General features: G+C 65.4%; 22 protein-coding genes and 1 tRNA gene. 12 read left to right on the top strand and 11 right to left on the bottom strand.

From position 1 onward, the window contains the following. Positions 1 to 78: 78 nt before the first annotated feature. The 5 genes from GJV37_RS04865 to GJV37_RS04845 all read right to left on the bottom strand — a co-directional run bounded on the left by GJV37_RS04865 (position 79) and on the right by GJV37_RS04845 (position 6,910). A complete protein-coding gene (locus GJV37_RS04865; protein ID WP_024766843.1) occupies positions 79 to 1,008 on the bottom strand; it encodes a chemotaxis protein CheV in 930 nt (309 codons plus the stop codon). Between the two features lie 113 nt (positions 1,009 to 1,121). Further along, positions 1,122 to 2,045: a lipid kinase YegS gene (gene yegS, locus GJV37_RS04860; RefSeq protein ID WP_170858371.1), complete on the bottom strand. Its 924-nt coding sequence runs from the start codon at positions 2,043 to 2,045 to the stop codon at positions 1,122 to 1,124. 102 nt (positions 2,046 to 2,147) lie between these two features. After that, positions 2,148 to 3,707, bottom strand: coding sequence for an FGGY-family carbohydrate kinase (locus GJV37_RS04855; RefSeq protein ID WP_170858370.1), 1,560 nt, complete (start codon positions 3,705 to 3,707; stop codon positions 2,148 to 2,150). Positions 3,708 to 3,732: 25 nt separating this feature from the next. Beyond that, positions 3,733 to 5,310 (bottom strand): glycerol-3-phosphate dehydrogenase/oxidase, encoded by a 1,578-nt coding sequence (locus GJV37_RS04850; RefSeq protein ID WP_193452188.1) that lies wholly within the window; start codon positions 5,308 to 5,310, stop codon positions 3,733 to 3,735. 4 nt (positions 5,311 to 5,314) lie between these two features. Beyond that, the gene (locus GJV37_RS04845) at positions 5,315 to 6,910 is read right to left on the bottom strand and encodes an FAD-binding oxidoreductase (protein WP_065084880.1); all 1,596 of its coding nucleotides are present in this window, start codon (positions 6,908 to 6,910) and stop codon (positions 5,315 to 5,317) included. Between the two features lie 156 nt (positions 6,911 to 7,066). Between GJV37_RS04845 and gliR the strand changes: the two genes are divergently transcribed. After that, the gene (gene gliR / locus GJV37_RS04840) at positions 7,067 to 8,095 is read left to right on the top strand and encodes an AraC family transcriptional regulator GliR (protein ID WP_065084879.1); all 1,029 of its coding nucleotides are present in this window, start codon (positions 7,067 to 7,069) and stop codon (positions 8,093 to 8,095) included. A 30-nt stretch (positions 8,096 to 8,125) separates the two neighbouring features. Here the strand turns inward: gliR and GJV37_RS04835 are convergent, their stop codons facing one another. Together GJV37_RS04835 and moaB are read right to left on the bottom strand one after the other, a co-directional pair. Then, entirely contained in the window at positions 8,126 to 9,340 is a 1,215-nt protein-coding gene (locus GJV37_RS04835) for a molybdopterin molybdotransferase MoeA (RefSeq protein ID WP_193452187.1), read from the bottom strand. Then, positions 9,337 to 9,876, bottom strand: coding sequence for a molybdenum cofactor biosynthesis protein B (gene moaB, locus GJV37_RS04830; RefSeq protein WP_024767350.1), 540 nt, complete (start codon positions 9,874 to 9,876; stop codon positions 9,337 to 9,339). Before moaB ends, GJV37_RS04835 begins: the two co-directional genes overlap by 4 nt. Before the next feature lie 70 nt (positions 9,877 to 9,946). Between moaB and mobA the strand changes: the two genes are divergently transcribed. The 3 genes from mobA (at position 9,947) to GJV37_RS04815 (ending at position 11,058) form a co-directional block, all read left to right on the top strand. Further along, positions 9,947 to 10,534, top strand: coding sequence for a molybdenum cofactor guanylyltransferase MobA (mobA, locus tag GJV37_RS04825; protein ID WP_170858367.1), 588 nt, complete (start codon positions 9,947 to 9,949; stop codon positions 10,532 to 10,534). Between the two features lie 91 nt (positions 10,535 to 10,625). Continuing rightward, the gene (locus tag GJV37_RS04820; RefSeq protein WP_017519306.1) at positions 10,626 to 10,847 is read left to right on the top strand and encodes a YgdI/YgdR family lipoprotein; all 222 of its coding nucleotides are present in this window, start codon (positions 10,626 to 10,628) and stop codon (positions 10,845 to 10,847) included. A gap of 134 nt (positions 10,848 to 10,981) precedes the next feature. Next, positions 10,982 to 11,058: transfer RNA gene (locus GJV37_RS04815), tRNA-Pro, on the top strand. 114 nt (positions 11,059 to 11,172) lie between these two features. Here GJV37_RS04815 and GJV37_RS04810 read toward each other — a convergent pair. From GJV37_RS04810 to GJV37_RS04800, 3 genes are read right to left on the bottom strand one after another with little or no spacing between them, the layout of a single operon-like run. Beyond that, positions 11,173 to 12,048 carry an NAD(P)-dependent oxidoreductase gene (locus tag GJV37_RS04810; protein WP_054910455.1) on the bottom strand — a complete coding sequence of 292 codons (876 nt, stop codon included), beginning with the start codon at positions 12,046 to 12,048 and terminating at the stop codon, positions 11,173 to 11,175. A 52-nt stretch (positions 12,049 to 12,100) separates the two neighbouring features. Next, the gene (locus tag GJV37_RS04805) at positions 12,101 to 12,340 is read right to left on the bottom strand and encodes a glutaredoxin family protein (protein ID WP_024765067.1); all 240 of its coding nucleotides are present in this window, start codon (positions 12,338 to 12,340) and stop codon (positions 12,101 to 12,103) included. 28 nt (positions 12,341 to 12,368) lie between these two features. Next, the gene (locus GJV37_RS04800; RefSeq protein ID WP_024765068.1) at positions 12,369 to 12,926 is read right to left on the bottom strand and encodes a TetR/AcrR family transcriptional regulator; all 558 of its coding nucleotides are present in this window, start codon (positions 12,924 to 12,926) and stop codon (positions 12,369 to 12,371) included. Positions 12,927 to 13,103: 177 nt separating this feature from the next. Here GJV37_RS04800 and GJV37_RS04795 point away from each other — a divergent pair, with 177 nt between their 5' ends. The 3 genes from GJV37_RS04795 to GJV37_RS04785 all read left to right on the top strand — a co-directional run bounded on the left by GJV37_RS04795 (position 13,104) and on the right by GJV37_RS04785 (position 16,074). Next, on the top strand, positions 13,104 to 13,700 hold the full coding sequence (locus GJV37_RS04795; protein WP_193452186.1) for a glutathione S-transferase family protein: 597 nt from the start codon (positions 13,104 to 13,106) through the stop codon (positions 13,698 to 13,700). A 60-nt stretch (positions 13,701 to 13,760) separates the two neighbouring features. After that, complete coding sequence (locus tag GJV37_RS04790) at positions 13,761 to 14,627, top strand: MBL fold metallo-hydrolase (RefSeq protein WP_193452185.1); 867 nt, start codon at positions 13,761 to 13,763, stop codon at positions 14,625 to 14,627. A 175-nt stretch (positions 14,628 to 14,802) separates the two neighbouring features. Beyond that, complete coding sequence (locus tag GJV37_RS04785; protein WP_084357396.1) at positions 14,803 to 16,074, top strand: OprD family porin; 1,272 nt, start codon at positions 14,803 to 14,805, stop codon at positions 16,072 to 16,074. 65 nt (positions 16,075 to 16,139) lie between these two features. On the opposite strand, the gene GJV37_RS04780 is transcribed toward GJV37_RS04785, so the two are convergent. After that, complete coding sequence (locus tag GJV37_RS04780) at positions 16,140 to 17,348, bottom strand: ammonium transporter (protein WP_024765072.1); 1,209 nt, start codon at positions 17,346 to 17,348, stop codon at positions 16,140 to 16,142. A 404-nt stretch (positions 17,349 to 17,752) separates the two neighbouring features. On the opposite strand from GJV37_RS04780, the gene GJV37_RS04775 reads away from it, so the two are divergent. The 5 genes from GJV37_RS04775 (at position 17,753) to GJV37_RS04755 (ending at position 21,457) form a co-directional block, all read left to right on the top strand. Then, positions 17,753 to 18,070: an ElaB/YgaM/YqjD family protein gene (locus GJV37_RS04775; RefSeq protein WP_045211754.1), complete on the top strand. Its 318-nt coding sequence runs from the start codon at positions 17,753 to 17,755 to the stop codon at positions 18,068 to 18,070. A 15-nt stretch (positions 18,071 to 18,085) separates the two neighbouring features. Then, complete coding sequence (locus GJV37_RS04770; RefSeq protein ID WP_089285716.1) at positions 18,086 to 18,466, top strand: phage holin family protein; 381 nt, start codon at positions 18,086 to 18,088, stop codon at positions 18,464 to 18,466. Continuing rightward, entirely contained in the window at positions 18,463 to 18,807 is a 345-nt protein-coding gene (locus GJV37_RS04765) for a hypothetical protein (RefSeq protein WP_024765075.1), read from the top strand. The genes GJV37_RS04770 and GJV37_RS04765 overlap by 4 nt, the downstream gene beginning before the upstream one ends. An 82-nt stretch (positions 18,808 to 18,889) precedes the next feature. Next, entirely contained in the window at positions 18,890 to 20,056 is a 1,167-nt protein-coding gene (locus GJV37_RS04760) for an EAL domain-containing protein (protein ID WP_193452184.1), read from the top strand. A 69-nt stretch (positions 20,057 to 20,125) separates the two neighbouring features. Beyond that, positions 20,126 to 21,457 (top strand): deoxyguanosinetriphosphate triphosphohydrolase, encoded by a 1,332-nt coding sequence (locus GJV37_RS04755; RefSeq protein ID WP_084357397.1) that lies wholly within the window; start codon positions 20,126 to 20,128, stop codon positions 21,455 to 21,457. Positions 21,458 to 21,462: the final 5 nt, after the last annotated feature.

Genomic DNA, 21,462 nt, shown 5'->3' with positions numbered 1-21,462 from the left:
TGGATGCCGGTATATCCGACGACGAGCGTTCGCGAGCAAGAACTAGGCGTCCCCCTCGCTCCTACAGGGAGATCGGAGCTAGGCGGGAACTTTCTGCAGGCGGCGGCGTACCACCTCCACCAGCTGGTCCGGCTGGAACTTGGAGAGGAAGTCGTCGCAGCCGACCTTCTTCACCATGGCGTCGTTGAAGCTACCCGACAGCGAGGTGTGCAGCACCACGTAGAGGTCACGCAGGCGCGGGTCGTTGCGGATCTCGGTGGTCAGCCGGTAGCCGTCCATTTCCGGCATCTCGGCGTCGGTGAAGATCATCAGCAGCTTCTCTTCCATGTCCAGGCCTTCATCGGCCCAGCGCTTGAGCTGCTGCAGCGCGCGCAGGCCGTCGGTCGCCACGTGCAGGCGCAGACCGAGCTGGCCAAGGGTATCGCGCAGCTGGGAGATGGCGACACTGGAGTCGTCCACCACCAGCACTTCGCGGCCTCGGGTCTGGCTGAGCAGCGTGTCGTCCAGGCGGTCGCTGGAGACACGGGTGTTCATCGGTACGATCTCCGCGAGCACCTTCTCCACGTCAATGATCTCCACCAGGCGGTCTTCCACCTTGGTGATCGCGGTCAGGTAATGCTGGCGGCCGGCGCCACCGGGCGGCGGCTGGATCGATTCCCAGTTGAGGTTGAGGATGCGCTCCACCCCACCCACCAGGAACGCCTGCACCGAGCGGTTGTACTCGGTAACGATGATGGTGCTGTTGGCATCCGGGGTCAGCGCGCGCATGCCGATGGCGCGCGACAGGTCGATCACCGGCAACGTCTGGCCGCGCAGGTTGATCACCCCGCAGATCATCGGGTGGCGCTGCGGGATCAGCGTCAGGCGCGGCAGTTGCAGCACCTCCTGCACCTTGAACACGTTGATCGCGAACTGTTGCCGCCCGGCGAGGCGGAAGACCAGGATTTCCAGGCGATTCTCGCCTACCAGTTGGGTGCGTTGATCGACAGTGTCGAGAATACCGGCCATGCCTGCTCCAGATTCGGAATGAGTCGTGCGGGAGAGCTATCGGCCGTATCGGCGCCAACAAGATACTGGCCGTGCGCCATCATGCACGACTTGTCCGGTCCGGACCAGCGCGATCAGCCTTGTTCGGCAACGAGCCGCCCAGTGGACGAGAGCAGCGGCGAGTCTGCCGGCAGGTGCATGGCGAGCGCTGCCGGGCGCACCTCGAAGCGCAGCTTGCGGCCCTCCAGCGGCTCACCGTCGAGATTGACGTCCAGGCCCTCGCGGGCTTCGACCTCAACCCAGGGCAGGCGCGCCCGGATGAAGACGTCCTGGATGCCGAACCCGCTACTGCCCAGCAACGCGCCCAGCGTACCGACCATGTCCTGCGGGGTGGGCAGGATGCTTACGTCCAGCAGCCCGTCATCCGCCGCGGCCTGCGGGCAGAGCACATGTCCGCCGCCAGCCTGTCGGCCATTGCCGATGCCCAGGGCGAGGAATTCGCCTTCCCACTCGAAATCCGGTCCGGTAAAGCGCCCCTGGGCCGCATGGACTTCAGAAAAGCGCGTCAGGCCGGTCAGCAGGTAGGCTGCGCCGCCGAGCAGCTTCTTCAAGTCTTCCGGGGTGTTGGCGGTGACCTTCGAACCGAAGCCACCCGTGGCCATGTTCAGGAAGAACTGTCCGTCGACCTCCCCCAGGTCGATAGGGCGCGGCGGCACGTCCAGCAAGGCCAGCGCGGCCGCGGGTTCGAGCGGAACGCCGGCGGCGCGGGCGAAGTCGTTGGCGGTGCCCAGCGGCAGGATGGCCAGGCTGGCCTTGCCGCCGGCCTGGACCAGCGCCTCGGCGACGTCGCGCACGGTGCCGTCGCCACCGCCGGCGATCAGCGTGGTGTATCCCGCCGCCAGGCCCTCCTCCACCAGCCGCCGAGCATCACCGCCCTCCCAGGTCACCCTGACATCCAACTGGCGCCCCGCTTCGCGCGTGGCCAGCACGGCGGCACGCACTTCGTCGTTGGCGGCTTGCTTGCCGTGCAGGATCAGCAGGGCCCTGGGCTGGGTCATGGTCGGCTTCCTCGCGAGTAGTCCATTGAGCGTCATCTAATGGACCCAGAGTAGCGCGGGAAAATTTCCTCGCTTTTCATCACTGAATCGGGAATGGGCGGTTCAGGCCGGGTAGCCGGTGATCTCCCGAATGCTCTGGTACAGCGGCTTGAGCTGCTTGTACATGCGCTGGTAGACCTCGTTGTACAGCCGCTCGTAGGTCCGCTGCGCCTCGGGGCGCGGGTGGAAGACGTCGCCGACGCGGGTCATGGCGGCGATGGCGCTGGCGAAGTCCGGATAAAGCTTCAGCCCCACCGCGCAATCGATGGCAGCGCCCAGGCCGGAGGCTTCGTAGACGTGCGGGCGCTCCGCCGGCAGGCCGAAGATGTCGGCAGTAAGCTGCATCGCCGCGTCGCTCTGCGAGCCGCCACCGGCCACGCGCAGGCGCTGGATGCGGGTGCCGGAGCGTTTCTCGATGCGCTCCTTGCCCTGGCGCAGCGCGTAGGCCAGGCCTTCGAGGATGGCGCGGTAGATGTGCGCGCGGGTGTGCACGTCGCCGAAACCGATGATCGAGCCCTTGGCCTCCAGGCCCGGCTCGCGGATGCCCGGCGTCCAGTAGGGTTGCAGCATCAGGCCCATCGAGCCGGCTGGCACGCTGTTGACCAGTTCGTCGAAGAGTTTCTCCGGCTCGACGCCCAGCTCCTCGGCACGCTGCATCTCGCGCAGGCCGAACTCGCGCTTGAACCAACTGACCATCCAGAAGCCGCGGTAGATCATCACCTCAGTGTTGTAGTGATCGGGAATCGCCGCCGGGTACGGCGGGATCAGCGGGATGGTTTCCAGGTAGCGCGAACGGGTGGTGTTGATGGTCGCGGTGGTGCCGTAGGACAGGCACGCCACGCTCGGGTCGATCGCGCCCGCGCCGAGTACTTCGCAGGCCTTGTCGGCACCCGCGGCGATCAGCGGCAGGCCCTCGGGAATACCGGTCAGGCGGCTGGCCTCGGCGGTGATCTCGCCCAGTTTCTCACCCGGCTTGTACAGCTCCGGCAATTGCTCGGGGCGCACGTCGATCGCCTGCCACTTCCAGTCCCGCGGCGCAGCCCAGGCGAGCTTCTTGTAGTCGAACGGCAGGTAGGCAACGCTGCAGGCCACCGAGTCCACGTAACGCCCGCACAGGCGCTGGGTGAGGAAGCCCGAGAGCAGCAGCAGCTTGTGGGTGCGCTGGTGGATGTCCGGCTGTTGCTGGGCCACCCAGTTCGCTTCGGCCTGGGTGCGGAAGTAGTCCACCGCGCCCTGCGCGCCCACCAGCTTGAACAGCCAGCCCCAGGGCCCCTTGATCGGATCGCCCAGCTCCGCGCGGCGCTGGTCCAGCCAGATGATCGCCGGGCGCAGGGCCTGGCCGGCTTCGTCGAGGTGAATCACCGTACCGCGTTGGGTAGTCAGCGACACGCCACGAATGCGGCTGCGGTCGATGTCGACACTGGCCCACAGGCGCTTGCACGCCTCGCCCAGTTGCTCCCAGTAATAGTCCGGGTGCTGCTCCGCCCAACCGGGCTGCGAGGAGAAATACGCCTCCAGCTCGACCTTGCCCTTGCCCACCAGGTTGCCCTGGAGATCGAAGAGCAGCGCGCGCACGCTCTGAGTGCCGTTGTCGATGGCCAGCAGGTAGTTGTTGTTATTCATGGGGCTCTTGGTCATGGAGGGTCGGTCAGTGCGGAACGCTGTAGCTGCGGCGCCACAGCTCCAGGTAGTCCTGTTCTTCCTGTTTCCAGCGCGCGTCGTCCCAGCCCAGGCGGCGCTGACACAAGGCGCGAATCCTCGGCAACTCGGCAGCGCCACCATCGGCCAGCAGCAGGCCAATGCGGGTGCGACGCAGCAGCAGGTCGTCCAGGTGCAGCACCAGTTCGCCTTCCGCCGCCCAGGCCAGCTCGGCCCAGAGCGAATCGGTATGGCCGATACACTCGCTGCCCACCTCGCTCAGAAGGCGCGCCAGTTCCGGCAAGGAGCGCCCATGGCGCCCGCGCAGGCGGCGCTGCTGAGGTGGAGTGAGGCCCGGCAGGACGACGTCCTCGACGGCCGCGAAGACGTGGTCAGGCGCAGTTTCCAGCTGGCGCTCCAGCATTGGCGCACAAGCGGCAAGCACCTCCAGCGCCAGCAGGCGGAAGGTCGTGAGCTTGCCGCCAGCAAGAGTCACGCACCCGGGCTCGACCCACAGCGCATGCTCGCGTTTTTCATCCGACGGCTTGAGCGAGGGCGTGCCATCGCTGACCACCGGGCGTACACCGGCCCAGGTAGAGCGCACATCGCCGGCGGTGATCTGCGCAGCCGGAAACTGCTGCGCGCAGGCGGCCAGCAGGTACTCCAGCTCTTCGCGGCTGATGGCCGCGTCATCGTCCAGGGTTTCCCGGTGATCCAGGTCGGTGGTGCCGACCACGGTCGCCCCTTCCCAGGGGAAGACAAAGACCGGACGCTTGTCCTGCCCGTGCATGAAGCTGAACGCATGGGTGACTGGCAGGCGCCAGGCCGGCAGCAGCAGGTGGCTGCCACGCAGCGGGCGGATGTGCTCGCTGCCGTGCTTCTGCCGCAGCGCATCGGCCCAGGCGCCAGTGGCCAAGGCCACGGCGCGGCTACGGAAGGTGAAGCGCTCGCCGCTCTCGCGATCCTCGGCAACCAGCCCCTGAACGCGACCGTCGCGGCGATCCAGTTCGATCACCTTCAAACCATTCAGTGCTTCGCCGCCCTCGGCTCGCGCTTCGCCCAGCACACGCATGACCAGGCGCGCGTCATCGGTTACCGCATCCTGGAAGCGGGTGCCGCCCAGCAGGCGATCTTCCTTCAGGCCCGGCGCCAGGTAGCGCAGTTCCTCCAGGCGATGGAACAGGTGATTGCGCCGCCCCGCCAGTGCGTCGTACAGCGACAGCAGGGTGCCGAACACCCGCGGGCCGGGGAAGCCGCCCTGGTAGTGCGGCATGATGAAGCTCAACGGATCGACCAGCCCCGGTGCCTCGCCCAGCAGGCGCTGGCGCTCGCGCACCGAGTCGCGGGTCAGGCCGAACTGGCCCTTGGCGATGTAGCGCAGGCCGCCGTGAACCATCTTCGATGAGCGGCTGGAGGTGCCCCAGGCGAAATCGCGCTGCTCGACCAGCAGGCAGCGCCATCCGCGCCGTGCCGCTTCGCGCAGGATGCCGGCGCCGGTGATGCCGCCGCCGACCACGATCAGGTCCCAGTCGCGTGCCGCCAGCTCCGGCAGCGCCTGCGCGCGCCAGGCTGCGTTCCAGGCAGGCATGGGTTCAGTCCTGCAGCAAGGTGCCGGGGTTCAGCCGGCCGGAGGGATCGAAATGCCCGGCCAGCGCCTTGATCGCCGCCATGCCCAGCGGGCCCTTTTCCACCGGCAGGTAAGGCGCGTGGTCCTTGCCCACGCCGTGCTGGTGGCTGATGGTGCCGCGGTTCTGGGCGATGGTCTGGCTGGCGGCATGCTTGAGCTTGCGCCAGCGCTCGTGTGTCTGCGCATAGCTGGCGGCCGGGCGGAACACGTAGGTGGTGTAGATGCTAGAACCCTCGCCGTAGACGTGCGACAGGTGGGTGAACACGTGCACGCGCTCGCCCTCGGCGGCCAGGCCTTCGCGCAGGCAGGCCTCGATACGGTTGAGCAGGTTGTCGACGTTGGACCAGTCGGTGGCGGTTTCCAGGGTATCGACCACGTAGCCGTTCTCCCACAGCGCTTCGCGCAGGTAGGGGAAGCGGAAGCGGTTCTGCGCCCATTTCCTGCCCAGCAGGGTGCCGGTGAACACGCCGCCGAAGCCCTTGAGCAGGCGGCGCGCGGCGCGCAGCGACGTCGCGTTCTGCGCGCGGTCACCGGTGACGCCGAAGGTCAGCATGCACTTGCCCTCGGCCGCGCCGCGCATCTTCAGGTAGCGCTCCAGCCAGGCGATCTGCCCCGGATGGCCGGCCAGGGCCAGTTGAGTGGTGGTCTCGATGGCATTCGACAAGCGCAACATCGACAGCGGCACGCGCGCCTGCACCAGGGTGCGGATGCCTTCCAGCGCCTGCTCCCAGGACGGCAGGAACACCGCGTAGAAACGTTCATCGTCGGCGATGCGCGTGACCCGTACCTTCACCGACGAGAGGATGCCGAAGCGGCCTTCGGAACCCATCACCATCTCGCGCAGGTCCGGGCCTGCGGAGGACGCCGGGAAGGTCGGGATCTCCAGGCTGCCGGCGAAGGTTTCCAGTGTGCCGCCGGCGAACAGTTGCTCGATGCGCCCGTAGCGCAGCGACTGCTGGCCACTGGAGCGGCTGGCAACCCAGCCGCCGAGGGTGGAAAGCTCCCAGGACTGCGGGAAGTGGCCGAGGGTGTAACCACGGGCGCGCAGCTGGCTTTCCACCTGCGGGCCGTTGGCGCCGGGGCCAAAAGTGGCGATCAGGCTCTGCTCGTCCAGCTCCAGCAGGCGGTTCATGTGTTCCAGGGAAACGGTGAGCACCGCCTTGTCGGACTCCGGCGGGTTGATATGACCGGCCACCGAAGTACCGCCGCCGTAGGGGATCACCAGGCAGTCCCAGAGCTCGGCGAACTTCAGCAGCTCGCGGATCTGCTCGGCAGTCTGCGGGTAGGCCACGCCATCGGGGAACACACCGAACTCGCCTTCGCGCATCGCCAGCCAGTCCGGCAGGCTCTGGCCTCGGGCGTGCAGCAGGCGGTCGCGGGCTTCGCGCACCACCAGCGGATGCTCGGGCAGGCGCGAGGCCGGTACCTTGGCCAGTACCTGCTCCAGCGTCGCGTCCGGCAGCGTCAGGCCCGGGCCGACCAGTTCGGCGAGAAAACCGCGTCCGTTGTCGGGCAGTTCCACCACCGTCGTTTCTTCACCCCAGCCGTTCCAGCGTCGCATGCCCGCTCCTTTTATTCAGGGTCTCTGTCTGCAATTTCGATTGCTATTTCGGTGCCGCTTGATGGCTGCCTATACTAGCCAGCCGCCCTGCCCTGTCACTGTCGGATCAAGACAGGCGCAGTTGCCGATCGAGACACCAGAACAAGAACGAACGCCATGCATTCCCTCGGCTATACCTCCGTCCCCGCATTGCTGAAATACCTGCGCCACGCCGAGTCCCTCGGCATGGACCTGGACGTCGCCCTCAAGGCCGCGGGCCTTGCGCGCTCGCAACTGAGCGACAACAGCCAGCGCCTGCCCAGCGAGGCTCACGAACGCCTGCTGCAGCATTTGTGCGCGCATTCCGGCGACCCGCTGTTCGGCCTGCACTCTGCACGCTTCGTGCAGCCGGGCTCGTGGAGCGTGCTGGGCTACATCACCATGAACTGCGCCAACCTGGGCGAAGCCATGGGCCGCATCATTCCCTACGAGAAGCTGGTCGGCGACATGGGCGTCAGCCGCCTGGAGCCTGGCGGAGACCACATCAAGCTGATCTGGAATTGCCGCCACGAGGCCGCGCAGATCCGCCGGCACATGGTGGAAAACGTGCTGGCGTCCTGGCTGCTGTATGCGCGCTGGATCGCCGACACCAGCGGCTCCCCGCAGGAAGTCTGGTTCGAACACCCACAGCCCGAGGGCACCGATATCGCCGAGTACGAGCAGCTATTCGGCTGCCCGGTGCGTTTCGAGCAACCCTTCAGCGCCCTGCTGGTGCCCCTGCAACTGCTGAGCTATCCCCTGCGCCAGGCCGACGCCAACCTGCTGCGCACCCTGGAAGAACACGCCCTGGCGCTGATGGCCGAGCTGGACGACGACGAGCCGCTGCCGCTGCGGGTGAAGAACGCCCTGCGCCTGCTGCTCAAGGATGGCCTGCCGCGCAAGGAGCGTGTCGCCGAACGTTTCGAGATGACGGTGCGCACCCTGCAGCGCCACCTGCAGCAGGCCGGCACCAGCTACCAGCAGATCCTCGACGAGCTGCGCCAGGAGCTAGCCGAGCATTACCTGGTACACAGCGACCTGCCGATCCAGGACATCGCCCAGTACCTGGGCTTCACCGAGTCGCGCTCGTTCCACCGCAGCTTCAAGGGCTGGACCGACCAGACACCGGGTGAGTACCGCCAGCAGCATAAGAAAACGCCGGTCTGAGACCGGCGTTGTTCATGGTGCTCCCAGCACTCAGTCCAGCAACTCACTGAAGGGAATGAAGTTCAGCCAATCGCCTTCGGCCAACGTCGTGCCCTCGCGCACTTCCGCCAGCCCTTCGGCCCAGGCTGCGCTAAGCAGCACGCCGGAGCTCTGATTGGCGTAGGGCACTGCACGGCCATTTTCCAAACGCGCGCGCAAGTACTCACGACGGTTGCCCGGCTTGGTCCGGTTGAAGCCGGCCGGGACCTGCAGGCGCAGCGGCTCGACCTTCTGCATGCCGAGGCGGCGCATCAGGTAGGGCCGCGCCAGCAGGGCGAAAGTCACCAGGGTGGATGCGGGGTTACCCGGCAGCCCGATCACCGGCACGCCCTGGTAGTGGCCGACGGTCAGCGGCTTGCCCGGCTTGATCGCCAGCTTCCACAGCGCCAGATCACCTGCTTCGCGCAGGGCCGCTCCGAGGAAGTCCGCCTCGCCGACGGACACGCCACCGGTGGAGAGGATCAGCTCGACGCTCGACAGCCCCGCCAGTGCGGCGCGGGTGCGCTCCAGGTCGTCCGGAAGGATGCCAGCGTCCACTACCTCGCAACCCAAGCGCAGCAACCAGGTGCGCAGCAGGTGACGGTTGCTGTTGTAGATCTGCCCGAGCGCCAGCGGCGTGCCCGGCTCGACCAGTTCGTCGCCGGTGGACAGCAGCGCCACGCGCGGGCGGCGACGTACTTTCAATTCAGCGTGGCCGAGGGACGCGGCCAGGCCGATCTCGATGGGGCCGATGCGCGTGCCGTTGGGCAGCACGCAGTCTCCCTTGCGGGTTTCCTGGCCCTGCGGGCGAATGTGCTGGCCGGCTTCCATCGCTTCGAGGAAGCGCACACGGCCATCCTCCAGCACCTCGGCGTTTTCCTGCATTTCCACGCAGTCGGCGCCTTGCGGCACAGGCGCGCCGGTGAAGATGCGCACACAGGTGCCCGGTTGCAGCGGTTCACCGGCCTGGCCGGCGAAGATCTTCTGGCTTACCGGCAGCGCTTCGCCCCGCCAGTCGGCCAGGCGCAGCGCGTAGCCGTCCATGGCGCTGTTCGGCCAGGGCGGCAGGTCCAGGCCGGCCAGCAACGGCTCGGCCAGCACGCGGCCATCGGTGTCGGCCAACGGCAAGGTTTCGCACTCGGAGACCGGAGACTGTTCGGCCAGCGCCAACAAGCGCGCCAGGGCCTCCTCGACCGGCAGCAGGCCGGGCTTGTCGCAGCAGCTCATCCGCGGCTCTCGCAGGGCGCCGCCTTCTTCAGGTGCGGCACGAAGTTGCAGGGACGATGACTGGCGTCCAGCTGTTCGCCGAGGATGCCGTCCCAGGCAGTGCGGCAGGCGTTGGTGGAACCCGGCAGGCAGCAGACCAGGGTGCCGTTGGACAGCCCCGCCAGCGCGCGGGACTGCACGGTGGAGGTGCCGATGTCGGCCACGGAAATCTGCCGGAACAGCTCGCCGAAGCCGTCCACTACCTTGTCCAGCAGGCAGGTCACGGCTTCCGGGGTGCTGTCGCGGCCGGTGAAGCCGGTGCCACCGGTGATCAGCACGACCTGGACCTCGTCCTCGGCGATCCAGGTCGCGACCTGGGCGCGGATGCGATAGAGGTCATCCTTGAGCAGGACGCGAGCGGCGAGGTTGTGGCCGGCGGCCTTAAGGCGGTCGACGAAGAGCTGGCCGGAGGTGTCGGTTTCCAGGGTACGGGTGTCGCTGACGGTAAGAACGGCGATGTTCAGCGGGACGAATGGCTGCTCGGCCTTGTGGCTCATGATGAGGGCCCTTGCTTGTGAGGTTGGAATGCGCGGTGTTATATCACAGGCCCGCCCCGGAGACCCTGACATGCCACAAGCCCCGCTACCCCGCTGTTCCGTCCTGATTCTCGCCGGAGGACGCGGCCAGCGCATGGGTGGCCAGGACAAGGGCCTGCTGGACTGGCAGGGCAAGCCGCTGGTGAGCTACGCCGCCGCCCTCGCCCGCCCGTACAGCGACGACCTGATCATTTCCTGCAACCGCAACGCGAACGTCTACGCGGGCTACGCCGACCGCCTGGTACAGGACGACAGCCCGGACTTCCCCGGCCCGCTGGCCGGCATTCGCGCGGGTCTCGCCGCTGCACGCCACTCACACCTGCTGGTGCTGCCCTGCGATGCGCCGCTGCTGGACACCGATCTGCTGGAGCGCCTGCTGCTCGCATCGGCTGAAGCGCCGGACGTCGTGCACATGCTGCGCTGCGGCACGCAGTGGGAGCCGCTGTTCAGCATCATTCCGGTGGCGATGCGCGAACCGATAGAACAGGCCTGGCACCAGGGCGACCGCAGCCCGCGCCATGTGTTCTCGAACCTGGGGCTGCAGGCAGTGGATTGCCCGGCGAACGACCCGCGCCTGGCCAATCTCAACACGCCAGAGCTGCTCTATCACGCACGATAGCGCCGTATTCGAAAATTTTCCGGGAACTATGCCAAGAAGCACCCTGTCAGACTTTTCGTACCTTTATGTTCGCTCATCAGGAGATTCACTAATGAACAAACGGATGCTTCCCGCCTTCCTGCTCGCCCTGGGCTTCGGAGTGCTCGCTGGTTGCTCCACTCCGTCGGTCATCACCCTGAACGATGGTCGCGAGATTCAGTCGGTCGACAAACCCAAGTACGACGAAGAATCCGGCTTCTATGAGTTCGAACAGCTGGATGGCAAAACCGCCCGCGTGAACAAGGATCAGGTACGGACCGTCAAGGACCTCTGATTCTCCCGGCGGTGAAAACGCCCCGCAGCCCCTGACCGGTCTGCGGGGCGTTCGCGTTTTACCGGGGGGCGAAAAATATTTTTCGCTAACCCCTTGTGCGTCAAAAGTTTTTCGGTAGAATGCGCGCCATCAAACGGAGCGTAGCGCAGCTTGGTAGCGCGTCTCGTTCGGGACGAGAAGGTCGCTGGTTCGAATCCAGTCGCTCCGACCAAATCCCGAAAAACCCGCCTAACGGCGGGTTTTTTATTGCCTGCGATTTTTCATGCAGACCAATCATCAGGCACAAAAAAGCCCGTCCAGCCGGACGGGCTTTTTCATGGGCGAATCAGAGCTGCCCGGACTTGCGCAGCGCCACCTGCGATAGCGCGCTCCAGTCCAGATCGCCATCGCCGTGGGCAATGGCTTCGAGCAGGTTGTCACGCAGGACGCTGGCGAACGGCAGCGGCACGCGCTGCTCCTGCCCGGCCGACAACGCCAGCCCCACGTCCTTGAGGCCCAGCACCAGGCGGAACGCCGCCGGATCGAAGCGCTGCTCGGCGATCAGGGCGCCATAGTTGCGATACACCGGCGCGTTGAACAGGGTGTTGCCCATGATCTCCATGAACTCGCCCGGCGCCACCCCGTAGGTTTTCACCAGCGCAGTGCTCTCCCCCATCGCCTCGATGGCGCTGGCAATCATGAAATTGCCGGCGATTTTCACCGCAACGGCGCGCAAAGGGTCGTCGCCCAGCGGCCAGGTCTTCTGTCCCAGCACATCAAGGACCGGCTGCGCCTTGGCGATAGCCGTCTCGGGTCCGGCGACCAGGATGTTCAGCTTGCCGGCGGCGGCAACGTCGGTGCGACCAAACACCGGCGCAGCAACGAACTCGACGCCCTGTTCGCGGTGCAACTCCACCAGCTCGGTGACGAGGGCGGTGGACAGCGTGGCCATGCTCAGGTGCACCAGCCCTGCCTTGGCCGAGGCCAGGGCGCCGCTGTCCAGCAGCACGGCGCGGGTGGAGTTGTCGTCGGCCAGCATGGAAATCACCAGCTCGACGTCGAAAGCCTGCACAGGCGTGGTGGCGGCAACGGCACCCAGCGCCACCAGGGGCTCGGCAGCCGCTGGCGAACGGTTCCAGACGACAACCTGGTGGCCGGCCTTGATGAGGTTTGCAGCCATGGCAGCACCCATGCCGCCCAATCCGAGAAATCCGATCTTCATTGCAATGCGCCTCGCATCAGTTGATTGAGGAGAGGAAAAGCCGCCAAAGGCATCAGCGGCGGAGGAAAATGGCGACCTGCTCGGCGTCGAAGGGCCAGTTCAGCTCGGCGCCGGAGTCGCAGCGGCGCAACACGGGAATGCTCAAGCCATATTGCTCGACCCATTCCTCGCGATCGGCGATGTCCACCAACTCGACCAACAGTCCGTGTTCGACAAAGGGCATCAGCACGGCTTCGGCCACTTCGCAGAGATGGCAGCCAAGGGTGCCGAAGAGTTGGCATTCCGGGGGCATGTGAGGCTCCAGGGTTGGCGGCATAGGTTCAGACTCCGGCGTGCTTGAGCAAGGTGTCGGCCATGGCGCGGGCTTCTCGCCCTTGCTGCGCCGGGCCCTGCATATGCGCCATCACCAGCACGCCCTCGAGCAGGTATTGCAGCTGGCGGGCCAGAGCCTCCGGCTCCGCAGCACCAAGGCGCATCAGCTGGGCGGCGAAGAAGCGGCCGAGAAAGGCCTTGTGTTCAGCGGCCTGCTGGTGGATGGGGTGTTCACGGTTGTGGAATTCGCCCGCGGCGTGGATGAAGGCGCAGCCGCAGAAGTCCGGGCTGTCGAGCACCTCCTGCAGGCCGTCGAAGATCGCCAGGATCGACTCGCGCGGCGCGAGGATGCGTCCGGCCACCTCCATGCGCTCGACCATGCGGGCGTGGCGCTCTTCCAGCGCCGCCATGATCAGCTCGTCCTTGGACTTGAAGTGCTTGTACAGCGTCATCTTCGCCACGCCCGACTCGGCAAGGATGCGGTCGATGCCGGTAGCGTGGTAGCCCTCGCGGTAGAACAGGTCCTGAGCGGTGGTGAGCAGCAGCTCGCGTTTGCTGGATGCCATGGCATTACCTCCTGACCGGACATTATGCGCGAGGCTCGGCGCCCATGGGGAGCCGGAGCGTTGCAGGGAGGACCGCGCAAGTGCCGGTGGGTGGACGGTCATTTCGCTTGAACTATACAGACCTGTCTGTCTAATATCTATTCCGCCGTCCCCACAACAATGCACAGGGCTCTCGCCATGAAACTCCACGACGTCGCGCTTTCCGGTAACTGCTACAAGGTTCGTCTGTTCCTCGGGCTCATCGGCCACAAGGCTGAACTGGTGCAGGTGGACCTGCAGGGCGGCGCGCACAAGCGCCCGGCCTTCCTGGCAATCAATCCGCGCGGCCAGGTGCCCGCGCTGGAAGACGGCGAACTGCGCCTGGGCGACTCCCACGCCATCCTGGCCTACCTCGCACGGCAGTACGGCGAGCCGCACTGGCATCCCCAGGACGCCGTGACCCAGGGGCGAATCGCCAGCTGGCTGAGCTTCTCGGCCAACGAGGTGCAGCACGGCCTGGCCCTGGCACGGGTGATCCAGCTGTTCAAGCGCCCCGGCGACCTGGCTACGGCGCAGGCAAAGGGCCGCCATGCACTGGAACTGCTGGACGCAACGCTGGCCGACCACCGCTGGCTGGCGCAGACGGAAAGGCCCAGCATCGCCGACATTGCCGTCTACCCCTACGTCGCCCTGGCGCCGGAAGGCGGGCTCGAGCCATCCGGCTATCCCTATGTGCAGGATTGGCTGGCCCGCGTGCGCGCCCTGCCCGGCTACGTGGCACAACCCGCCCTCTGAATCTGCGCGCCGCCGCGAACCTGGCGGCGCCCTTATCCGCTCCACGAAAAGGAAATCTCGATGCGTCTGCCATCCCTACTGCTGGCCGGTCTGTTCGCCCTCGCCTGCCTGAACAGCCAGGCCGCCGACCTGCGCTTCTCGCTGATCCGCACCTCCGGCGTAACCACCCTCGATGCATTCACTGTGGCCGGCGGCAACTGGACCCAGAAGGTCCCGCTCAACCACACCGCGGTATTGATCCAGCATCACGCCGCGACCTTGCTGTTCGATACCGGACTGGGCAGCCAGGCGGACGCGCAGTTCAAGCAGGACATGCCCTGGTGGGACAAGCCGCTGTTCCAGTACCACGGGCTGAAGCCGGTGCGCGAACAGTTGCAGGGCAGCGGCATCCGCATCGACCGGATCATTCTCTCCCATGCTCACTGGGACCATGCCTCCGGCCTGTCCGACTTCCCGGACGTGCCGGTCTGGGCGACCTACGAGGAAATCAACTACGCCCACATCGCCCAGCCTCCGGCGGTATTCCCCAGCCAGTTCCGCCATCCACTGAAATGGGTACCGTTCCAGTTCGAATCCGGCCCCTTCCTGAGCTATGACCGCAGCCTCGACCTGTTCGGCGACGGCAGCCTGGTGCTGGTGCCGATGCACGGCCATACCCCCGGCGCGGTCGGCCTGTTCATCACCCTCGACGACGGTCGGCGCTTCTTCTTCAGCGGCGATACCACCTGGCGCCTGTCCGGTTTCACCGGTCCCCGCGAGAAGTTCTGGATCAGCCGCAAACTGGTGGACAGCGACCGCGAGCGGACCCTGGCCGAAGTGGCCCGCGTACACGAATTGATGCGTGCGTATCCAAAGTTGACCGTCGTGCCTGCCCACGATGCCCAGGTGCAGGACAAACTCGGCTACTACCCCCGTTGGATCGACTGAAGGCTACGCCAGCTGTCACTCGGCGCTTCAATAGCCAGCTCACTAATCAGCGACTAAGGTCTAAGGGTCGTCAACATTCGGTAATGATTTAGTAGGTAGGCTGTAACAGATCGACATGCCGGCCCGATCCACCGGCATCACCGAACTGCCCCAAGCGCTCGAGGAGACAATAACAATGAGCAAGACCCCGATCGCCCGTGCCGTGGCTTTGTCCACGCTGGGTACCAGCTTTATCCTTCCGACACTCGCCCACGCTGACTTCATCAAGGACAGCAAGGCCACCGTCGAACTGCGCAACTTCTACTTCAACCGCGACTTCCGCCAGGACAGCCCGGCCCCTGCCCAGAACAAGGCCGAGGAGTGGGCCCAGGGCTTCATCCTCAAGTACGAGTCCGGCTACACCGACGGCACCATCGGCGTTGGCGTCGATGCCCTGGGCACCCTGGGCCTGAAACTCGACTCCTCGCCTGACCGCAGCGGCACCGGCCTGCTGCAACGCTCCTCCAGCGACAAGCGCGCAGAGGACAGCTATGGCGACCTGGGCGTTACCGCCAAGCTGCGCGCGTCCAAGACCACGCTCAAGGGCGGCACCCTGATGCCGAAGATGCCGGTGGTGCAGTTCAACGACACCCGCCTGCTGCCGCAGACCTTCAGCGGCTTCGCCCTGAACTCCGCCGAACTGGACGGCCTGACCGTCGACGGCGGCCGCCTCTACCAGGTCAACCAGCGCGACTCCTCGGACTACGAGGACATGACCATCACCGGGGGCGGCAAGCGCAACATCAAGCTCGGCGATAGCCTGACGTCCAACAAGTTCCTGTTCGGCGGCCTCACCTACAAGTGGACCGACAGTCTGAGCACCAGCTACCACTACGGCGGCCTGGAAGACATCTACAAGCAGCACTACCTGGGCCTGATCCACGTATTGCCGATCGCCGACAAGCAGTCGCTGAAGTCCGACATCCGCTGGGCCAAGTCCAATGACGACGGCGGCAGCAACGTCGACAACAAGGCGCTCAACGCCATGTTCACCTATGCCCTGGGCTACCACGCCTTTGGCCTGGGCTACCAGAAGATGAGCGGCGACACCGGCTTCGCCTACATCAACGGTACCGACCCCTACCTGGTGAACTACATCCAGATCGGCGACTTCGCCAACAAGGACGAGAAATCCTGGCAGGCGCGCTACGACTACAACTTCGCCGGCCTCGGGATCCCCGGTCTGACCTTCATGACCCGCTATGTGAAGGGCGACAACATCGACCTGATCACCACCGACGGCGAAGGCAAGGAATGGGAACGCGACACCGACATCGCCTACGTCTTCCAGGACGGCCCGCTGAAGAATCTGGGCGTGAAGTGGCGTAACGCGACCATGCGCACCAACTACACCAACGATTATGACGAGAACCGTCTGATCGTCAGCTACACCATGCCGCTCTGGTAACCCTCACGGCATGACGAAAAAGCCCGGCGGATGCCGGGCTTTTTCTTTGTCTCGTCATGGACCGATCAGTCCTGGCTGAGCGCCCCGATCTTGTGGATCGACAGGTCGGCGCCGTAGTACTCCTCTTCCTTCGTCAGACGAATTCCCACTGCTGACTTCACCAGGCCGTACACCAGCAGACCACCGGCGAAGGCCACGACGACTCCCAGCAATGTCCCGATCGCCTGGCTGGCAAGACTCACACCGCCCAAGCCGCCAAGCGCCTGATGCCCGAAGATCCCGCAGGCGATCCCGCCCCAGGCGCCGCACAGGCCATGCAGCGGCCAGACACCGAGTACGTCGTCGATCTTCCAGCGCACCTGGGTCGCGGTAAATGCCCAGACGAACAGCGCCCCCGCCACCATCCCAGTGGCCAAGGCACCGATGGGGTGCATCAGGTCGGAACCGGCACAGACGGCGACCAGCCCGGCCAGCGGGCCGTTGTGCAGGAAGCCCGGATCGTTGCGGCCAACCAGCAGCGACGCCACCGTGCCGCCGACCATCGCCAGCAGTGAGTTCACCGCCACCAGGCCGCTGGCGCCAGCCAGCGACTGAGCGCTCATCACGTTGAAGCCAAACCAGCCAACGATGAGAATCCAGGAGCCCGCCGCCAGGAATGGAATGTTCGACGGCGCGAAGGCCACCAGGCGCCCTTCGCGATAACGGCCATTGCGCTGCCCCAGCAGGACCACCGCCGCCAGCGCTAGCCAGCCGCCAAAGGCGTGCACCACCACGGAACCGGCGAAATCATGGAAAGCCGCGCCGAACTCGGCCTTGAGCCAGTCCTGAAAACCGAAGTTGCCGTTCCAGATCAGCCCTTCGAAGAAGGGATAGACAAAGGCCACGATCAGCGCGGTCGCCATCAGCTGCGGGCCGAACTTTGCCCGCTCGGCGATGCCGCCCGAGATGATCGCGGGAATCGCTGCGGCGAAGGTCAGCAGGAAGAAGAACTTCACCAGCGCGTAGCCGTTTTCGTTCGTCAGTTGCGCCGCCGGCTGCAGAAAAGTCACGCCATAGGCGATCCAGTAGCCGACGAAGAAATAGGCCAGGGCCGAGATAGCGAAGTCCGAGAGAATTTTCGACAACGCATTGACCTGGTTCTTGAGGCGCACCGTGCCAACTTCCAGGAAAGCGAAGCCCGCGTGCATGGCCAGCACCATGACCGCGCCCATCAGGAGGAACAGCGTGTTGGAGCCGTGGACCAGCGTCTCTACGGCACTATTGAGGTTTTCCATCGCTACAGGCAGCCCCGGAGGTCAAGGGGAAAGCACCAAAACGGCTCGCGGCGACCCTGCGCCGCACCACGCTGAAGCAGTGATGCACCGCAGAAGAGCCGAGCGCTGACCCAGACTGGCCCACAGGCCAACCGACCAGCTTCGCAATTTCCTGTACTTCCTTATGTTTTTCAATGATTTGAGCTTATTTTCCGCGCCGGTCAAGACACCGGAAACGCCCCGCCGTGGGGCGCTCTGCTCTCCATGCGCACCAGAGAAATGCAAGCGTCATACCACCAGTCAGGTCATCAACAGCTAGGCTTCATCTCGCACGCAAGAGCGGCCCCGGGGTGAATTTATGAGAAACTTTCCTCCGCCCCCGGGGCTCGAAAACTAGGAACCTCAACCCGCACAAGGAGCATCACATGCCTCGCAAGACCGCAGTGAACGCCGCCAAGGATGAACTCCTGGCCGAATTCCAAGCCCTCGTCAGCGACACCGAGAAACTCCTGCAGAGCTCCGCCGACCTGGCCGGCGCCGAAGCCGACCAGATGCGCGCGCAGATCCACGAGAGCCTCAAGCGTGCCCGCGATGCCATCTACTCCACCAAGGACTCCGTGCGCGACCAGGGCAAGGCCGCCGTGGACGCAACCGAGGACTACGTCGGTGACCACCCCTGGCAGGCCGTGGGTATCGCCGCCGGTGTCGGCTTCCTCCTCGGCTTGCTGGTCAGCCGGCGCTGACCGATGAGCGACGGAATGGACGCCGGGCCGAAGTCCTCGGCCAACTCTCCTTCCCTGCGGCGCTTCGGCGCCGCAGCCCTTGGCCTGCTGCATGGCCACGTCGAGCTGTTGGGCATCGAGCTGCAGGAACAGAAGACCCGTACCGTGCAGATGCTCCTGATGGCCGGCCTCGCACTGGTCTTCGCCTTGCTCCTGCTGGTTGCGCTGTCGGTGCTGGTGTTGATTGTCTTCTGGGACAGCTACCGCCTGCAGGCCGCCATCGGCCTGTGCCTCTTCTATGTCGGCGGTAGCCTGCTCTGCGCGTGGCGTCTGCACCTGTTGGTCACCGATGAAGGCTCGCCCTTCAGTGCCACCCTCGATGAACTGGCCCGCGACCGGGAGCGCCTGTTGCCATGAGCGAAATGCCGGACGCCCGCAACCTGAGCCGGGCCGAGCTGCGCAAGGCCATCGTCCGCCTGCGCCTGGAAATGCAACGCCAGCAGCTTCGCCAGGAAGGTGAATTGCTGCTGCAACCCCTGAAACAGGCTCGCCATGTCGGCCAGAGCTTGCGTGGTGGACTGGCCGGCAATATCCCGCTGTGGGGCGCCGGCGGCGCCGCAGCCCTGGCACTCCTGTTCGGACGCAAGCGTCGCTGGATACGGCTGCTGCGGCTAGGGATCGCCCTGGCGCCAGTCATCCTGCAGATGCGCAGGAAGCCCGACCATCAGGACCCTCCCGCGCCCTCGACGCACCTCTGACGTCCATACTGGCCACATTCTTGCAAAGTGACATGGATCAGCGCTCCGGCGCTTTCCTGTCACGCCACTAAGGATGTGTCCCTTGATCGACGGGCAACCCATCGCCTGCTTCCAGCCATTCATCGACACCGCGACCGGCCTGATCGCCGGTGTCGAGGCGCTGGGGCGGTTGCGCCAGGACAACGGTGACCTGCAATCGGTCGGCCCGCTGTTCTTCAACCCGCGAGTCGGCCTCGCCGAACTGCGCCGCCTCGACCGGCAAATCCGCGATGCCGCCCTCGCCCGCATCCATGAGGCGCCCAAGGACTGGTTCCTCAGCCTGAACATTTCGCCGCGCTGGATCAGCCGCCTACGCCCGAACCAGCCACTGCCCAGCCTCAAGCAACTGCAACAGCAAGGCGTGCCGCCCGAACGGGTTGTCTTCGAGATCACCGAGCTGGGCGGTGCCCACCAGCGTCTGCCCGAAGTGGTGGCGCGCTATCGAGACGCAGGTGCGCGTATCGCCATCGACGACTTCGGTGCCGGTTACTCGCAGTTGGATCGCGTGCTGGCGCTGCAACCGGACATCCTCAAGCTGGACATGCGCCTGTTCCAGGAGGCAGCACGCGGCGGCCCCAGCGGCGAAGTAGTGAAAGCCCTGGCGCAGATGGCCGAGAAGACCGGCTGCTGGATCATCGCCGAGGGCGTGGAAACCGAAGAGGAGATGGACTTCGCCCTGGAGTGCGGTGCGCGCTATGTGCAGGGCTACCTGTTCGCCAAGCCTGCGTTGGAGTTTCCCACCAGCGACGCCTTCCGGGCCGCCTTTGCCCAGCGTCGCGACCATTACGTGAATCGCAAGCTGCGGGACCGCGCCAACCTCATCCAGTTGCGGCAACAACTCTCCGAGCTGATGAACATGCTGCGTCCCTGGGCCGAAGGCGGCGCCATGCTCAGCAGCCTGCCACCAGCGCCAGAGTCCTTCAGCCGCCTGCTGCGCATCTACCAGTGCGATCGCCACGGCACCCAGACCTCGCCAAACCTGGAGTGGAACGGCCTGTTCTGGAAGGAAAACCGCCGCTACCTGGGGCACAACTGGTCCTGGCGTCCGTACTTCTACCAACTGCTCGCCGAGGGCTGGGAAGAACGCCGCCTGACACTCTCCAACACCTACCGCGACGCCACCACCAATCAATACTGCATGACTGCCGGGCAATTCATCGACCAGGGCCGACGGCTTCTGCTCATCGACATCGATGCCGAAGGTCTCTAGCGCCACGATTGAGATTGCCGGCACGAACGGCTAGCGTTGCCGGTAACTCTCTCGATTGCGGAAAGAAGAATGGATTGGCACACCCTGCTCCCTCGAGAACGCCTCGGCAAACCGGTGCACAGCAGCGCCGAACTCGGCCGCAGCGCCTTCCACAAGGACCACGACCGCATCATCTTCTCCGGCGCCTTCCGCCGCCTGGGGCGCAAGACTCAGGTGCACCCGGTATCGAGCAACGACCACATCCATACCCGCCTGACCCACTCCCTGGAAGTGGCCTGCGTCGGCCGCTCGCTGGGCATGCGCGTCGGTGAAATCCTCCGCGATCGCCTGCCTGAATGGTGCGACCCGGGGGACATGGGCGTCATAGTGCAGTCCGCATGCCTCGCCCACGACATCGGTAACCCGCCCTTCGGCCATTCCGGCGAGGATGCCATCCGCCACTGGTTCCAGCAGGCCGCCGGGCGCGGCTGGCTGGATGGGATGAGCGAAGAGGAGAGCTCCGACTTCCTGAACTTCGAAGGCAACGCCCAGGGCTTCCGCGTCCTCACGCAACTCGAATACCACCAGTTCGACGGTGGAACTCGCCTGACTTACGCCACCCTCGGCACCTACCTGAAATACCCCTGGACGGCACGCCATGCCGACTCCCTCGGCTACAAGAAGCACAAGTTCGGTTGCTACCGCAGCGAACTACCGTTGCTGGAGCAGATCACCCAAAAGCTCGGCATGCCGCAATTGGAGGACGAACGCTGGGCGCGGCACCCGCTGGTCTATCTGATGGAGGCTGCCGATGACATCTGCTATGGACTGATCGACCTGGAGGACGGCCTGGAAATGGAGTTGCTCGATTACGCGGAAGTCGAATCGCTGCTACTCGACCTGGTGGGGGATGACCTGCCGGAAACCTACCGCCAGCTTGGCCCGAAGGATTCACGCCGGCGCAAGCTAGCCATCCTGCGCGGCAAGGCTATCGAGCACCTGACCAACGCCGCCGCACGAGCCTTCGTCGAACAGGAACCTGCTCTGCTCGCCGGCAGCCTGCCAGGCGACCTGGTGGAGCACATGCATGGTCCCGCCAAACACTGCGTGCAGCGAGCCAAGGCCATGGCGCGAGAAAAGATATTCCAGGACAAGCGCAAGACACTGCACGAGATCGGCGCCTACACCACCCTTGAAATCCTGCTGAATTCCTTCTGCGGCGCGGCACTCGAGCAGTACGGCCGGAGTACACCGTCATTCAAGAACCAACGCATCCTTGATCTGCTCGGCAACAATGCACCGGAACCGGACTGGACGCTCTATCGCGCGTTCCTTCGAGTCATCGACTTCATCGCCGGGATGACGGACAGCTACGCCACAGAGATGGCTCGCGAGATGACCGGCCGCTCCAGCCCCAGCTGAAGCGG

This window comes from Pseudomonas nitroreducens, from assembly GCF_010994165.1.
Lineage (GTDB): Bacteria > Pseudomonadota > Gammaproteobacteria > Pseudomonadales > Pseudomonadaceae > Pseudomonas > Pseudomonas nitroreducens.
The sequence above is the reverse complement of the archived record's forward strand: the minus strand, read 5'-3'. Positions and strand labels throughout refer to the sequence as shown.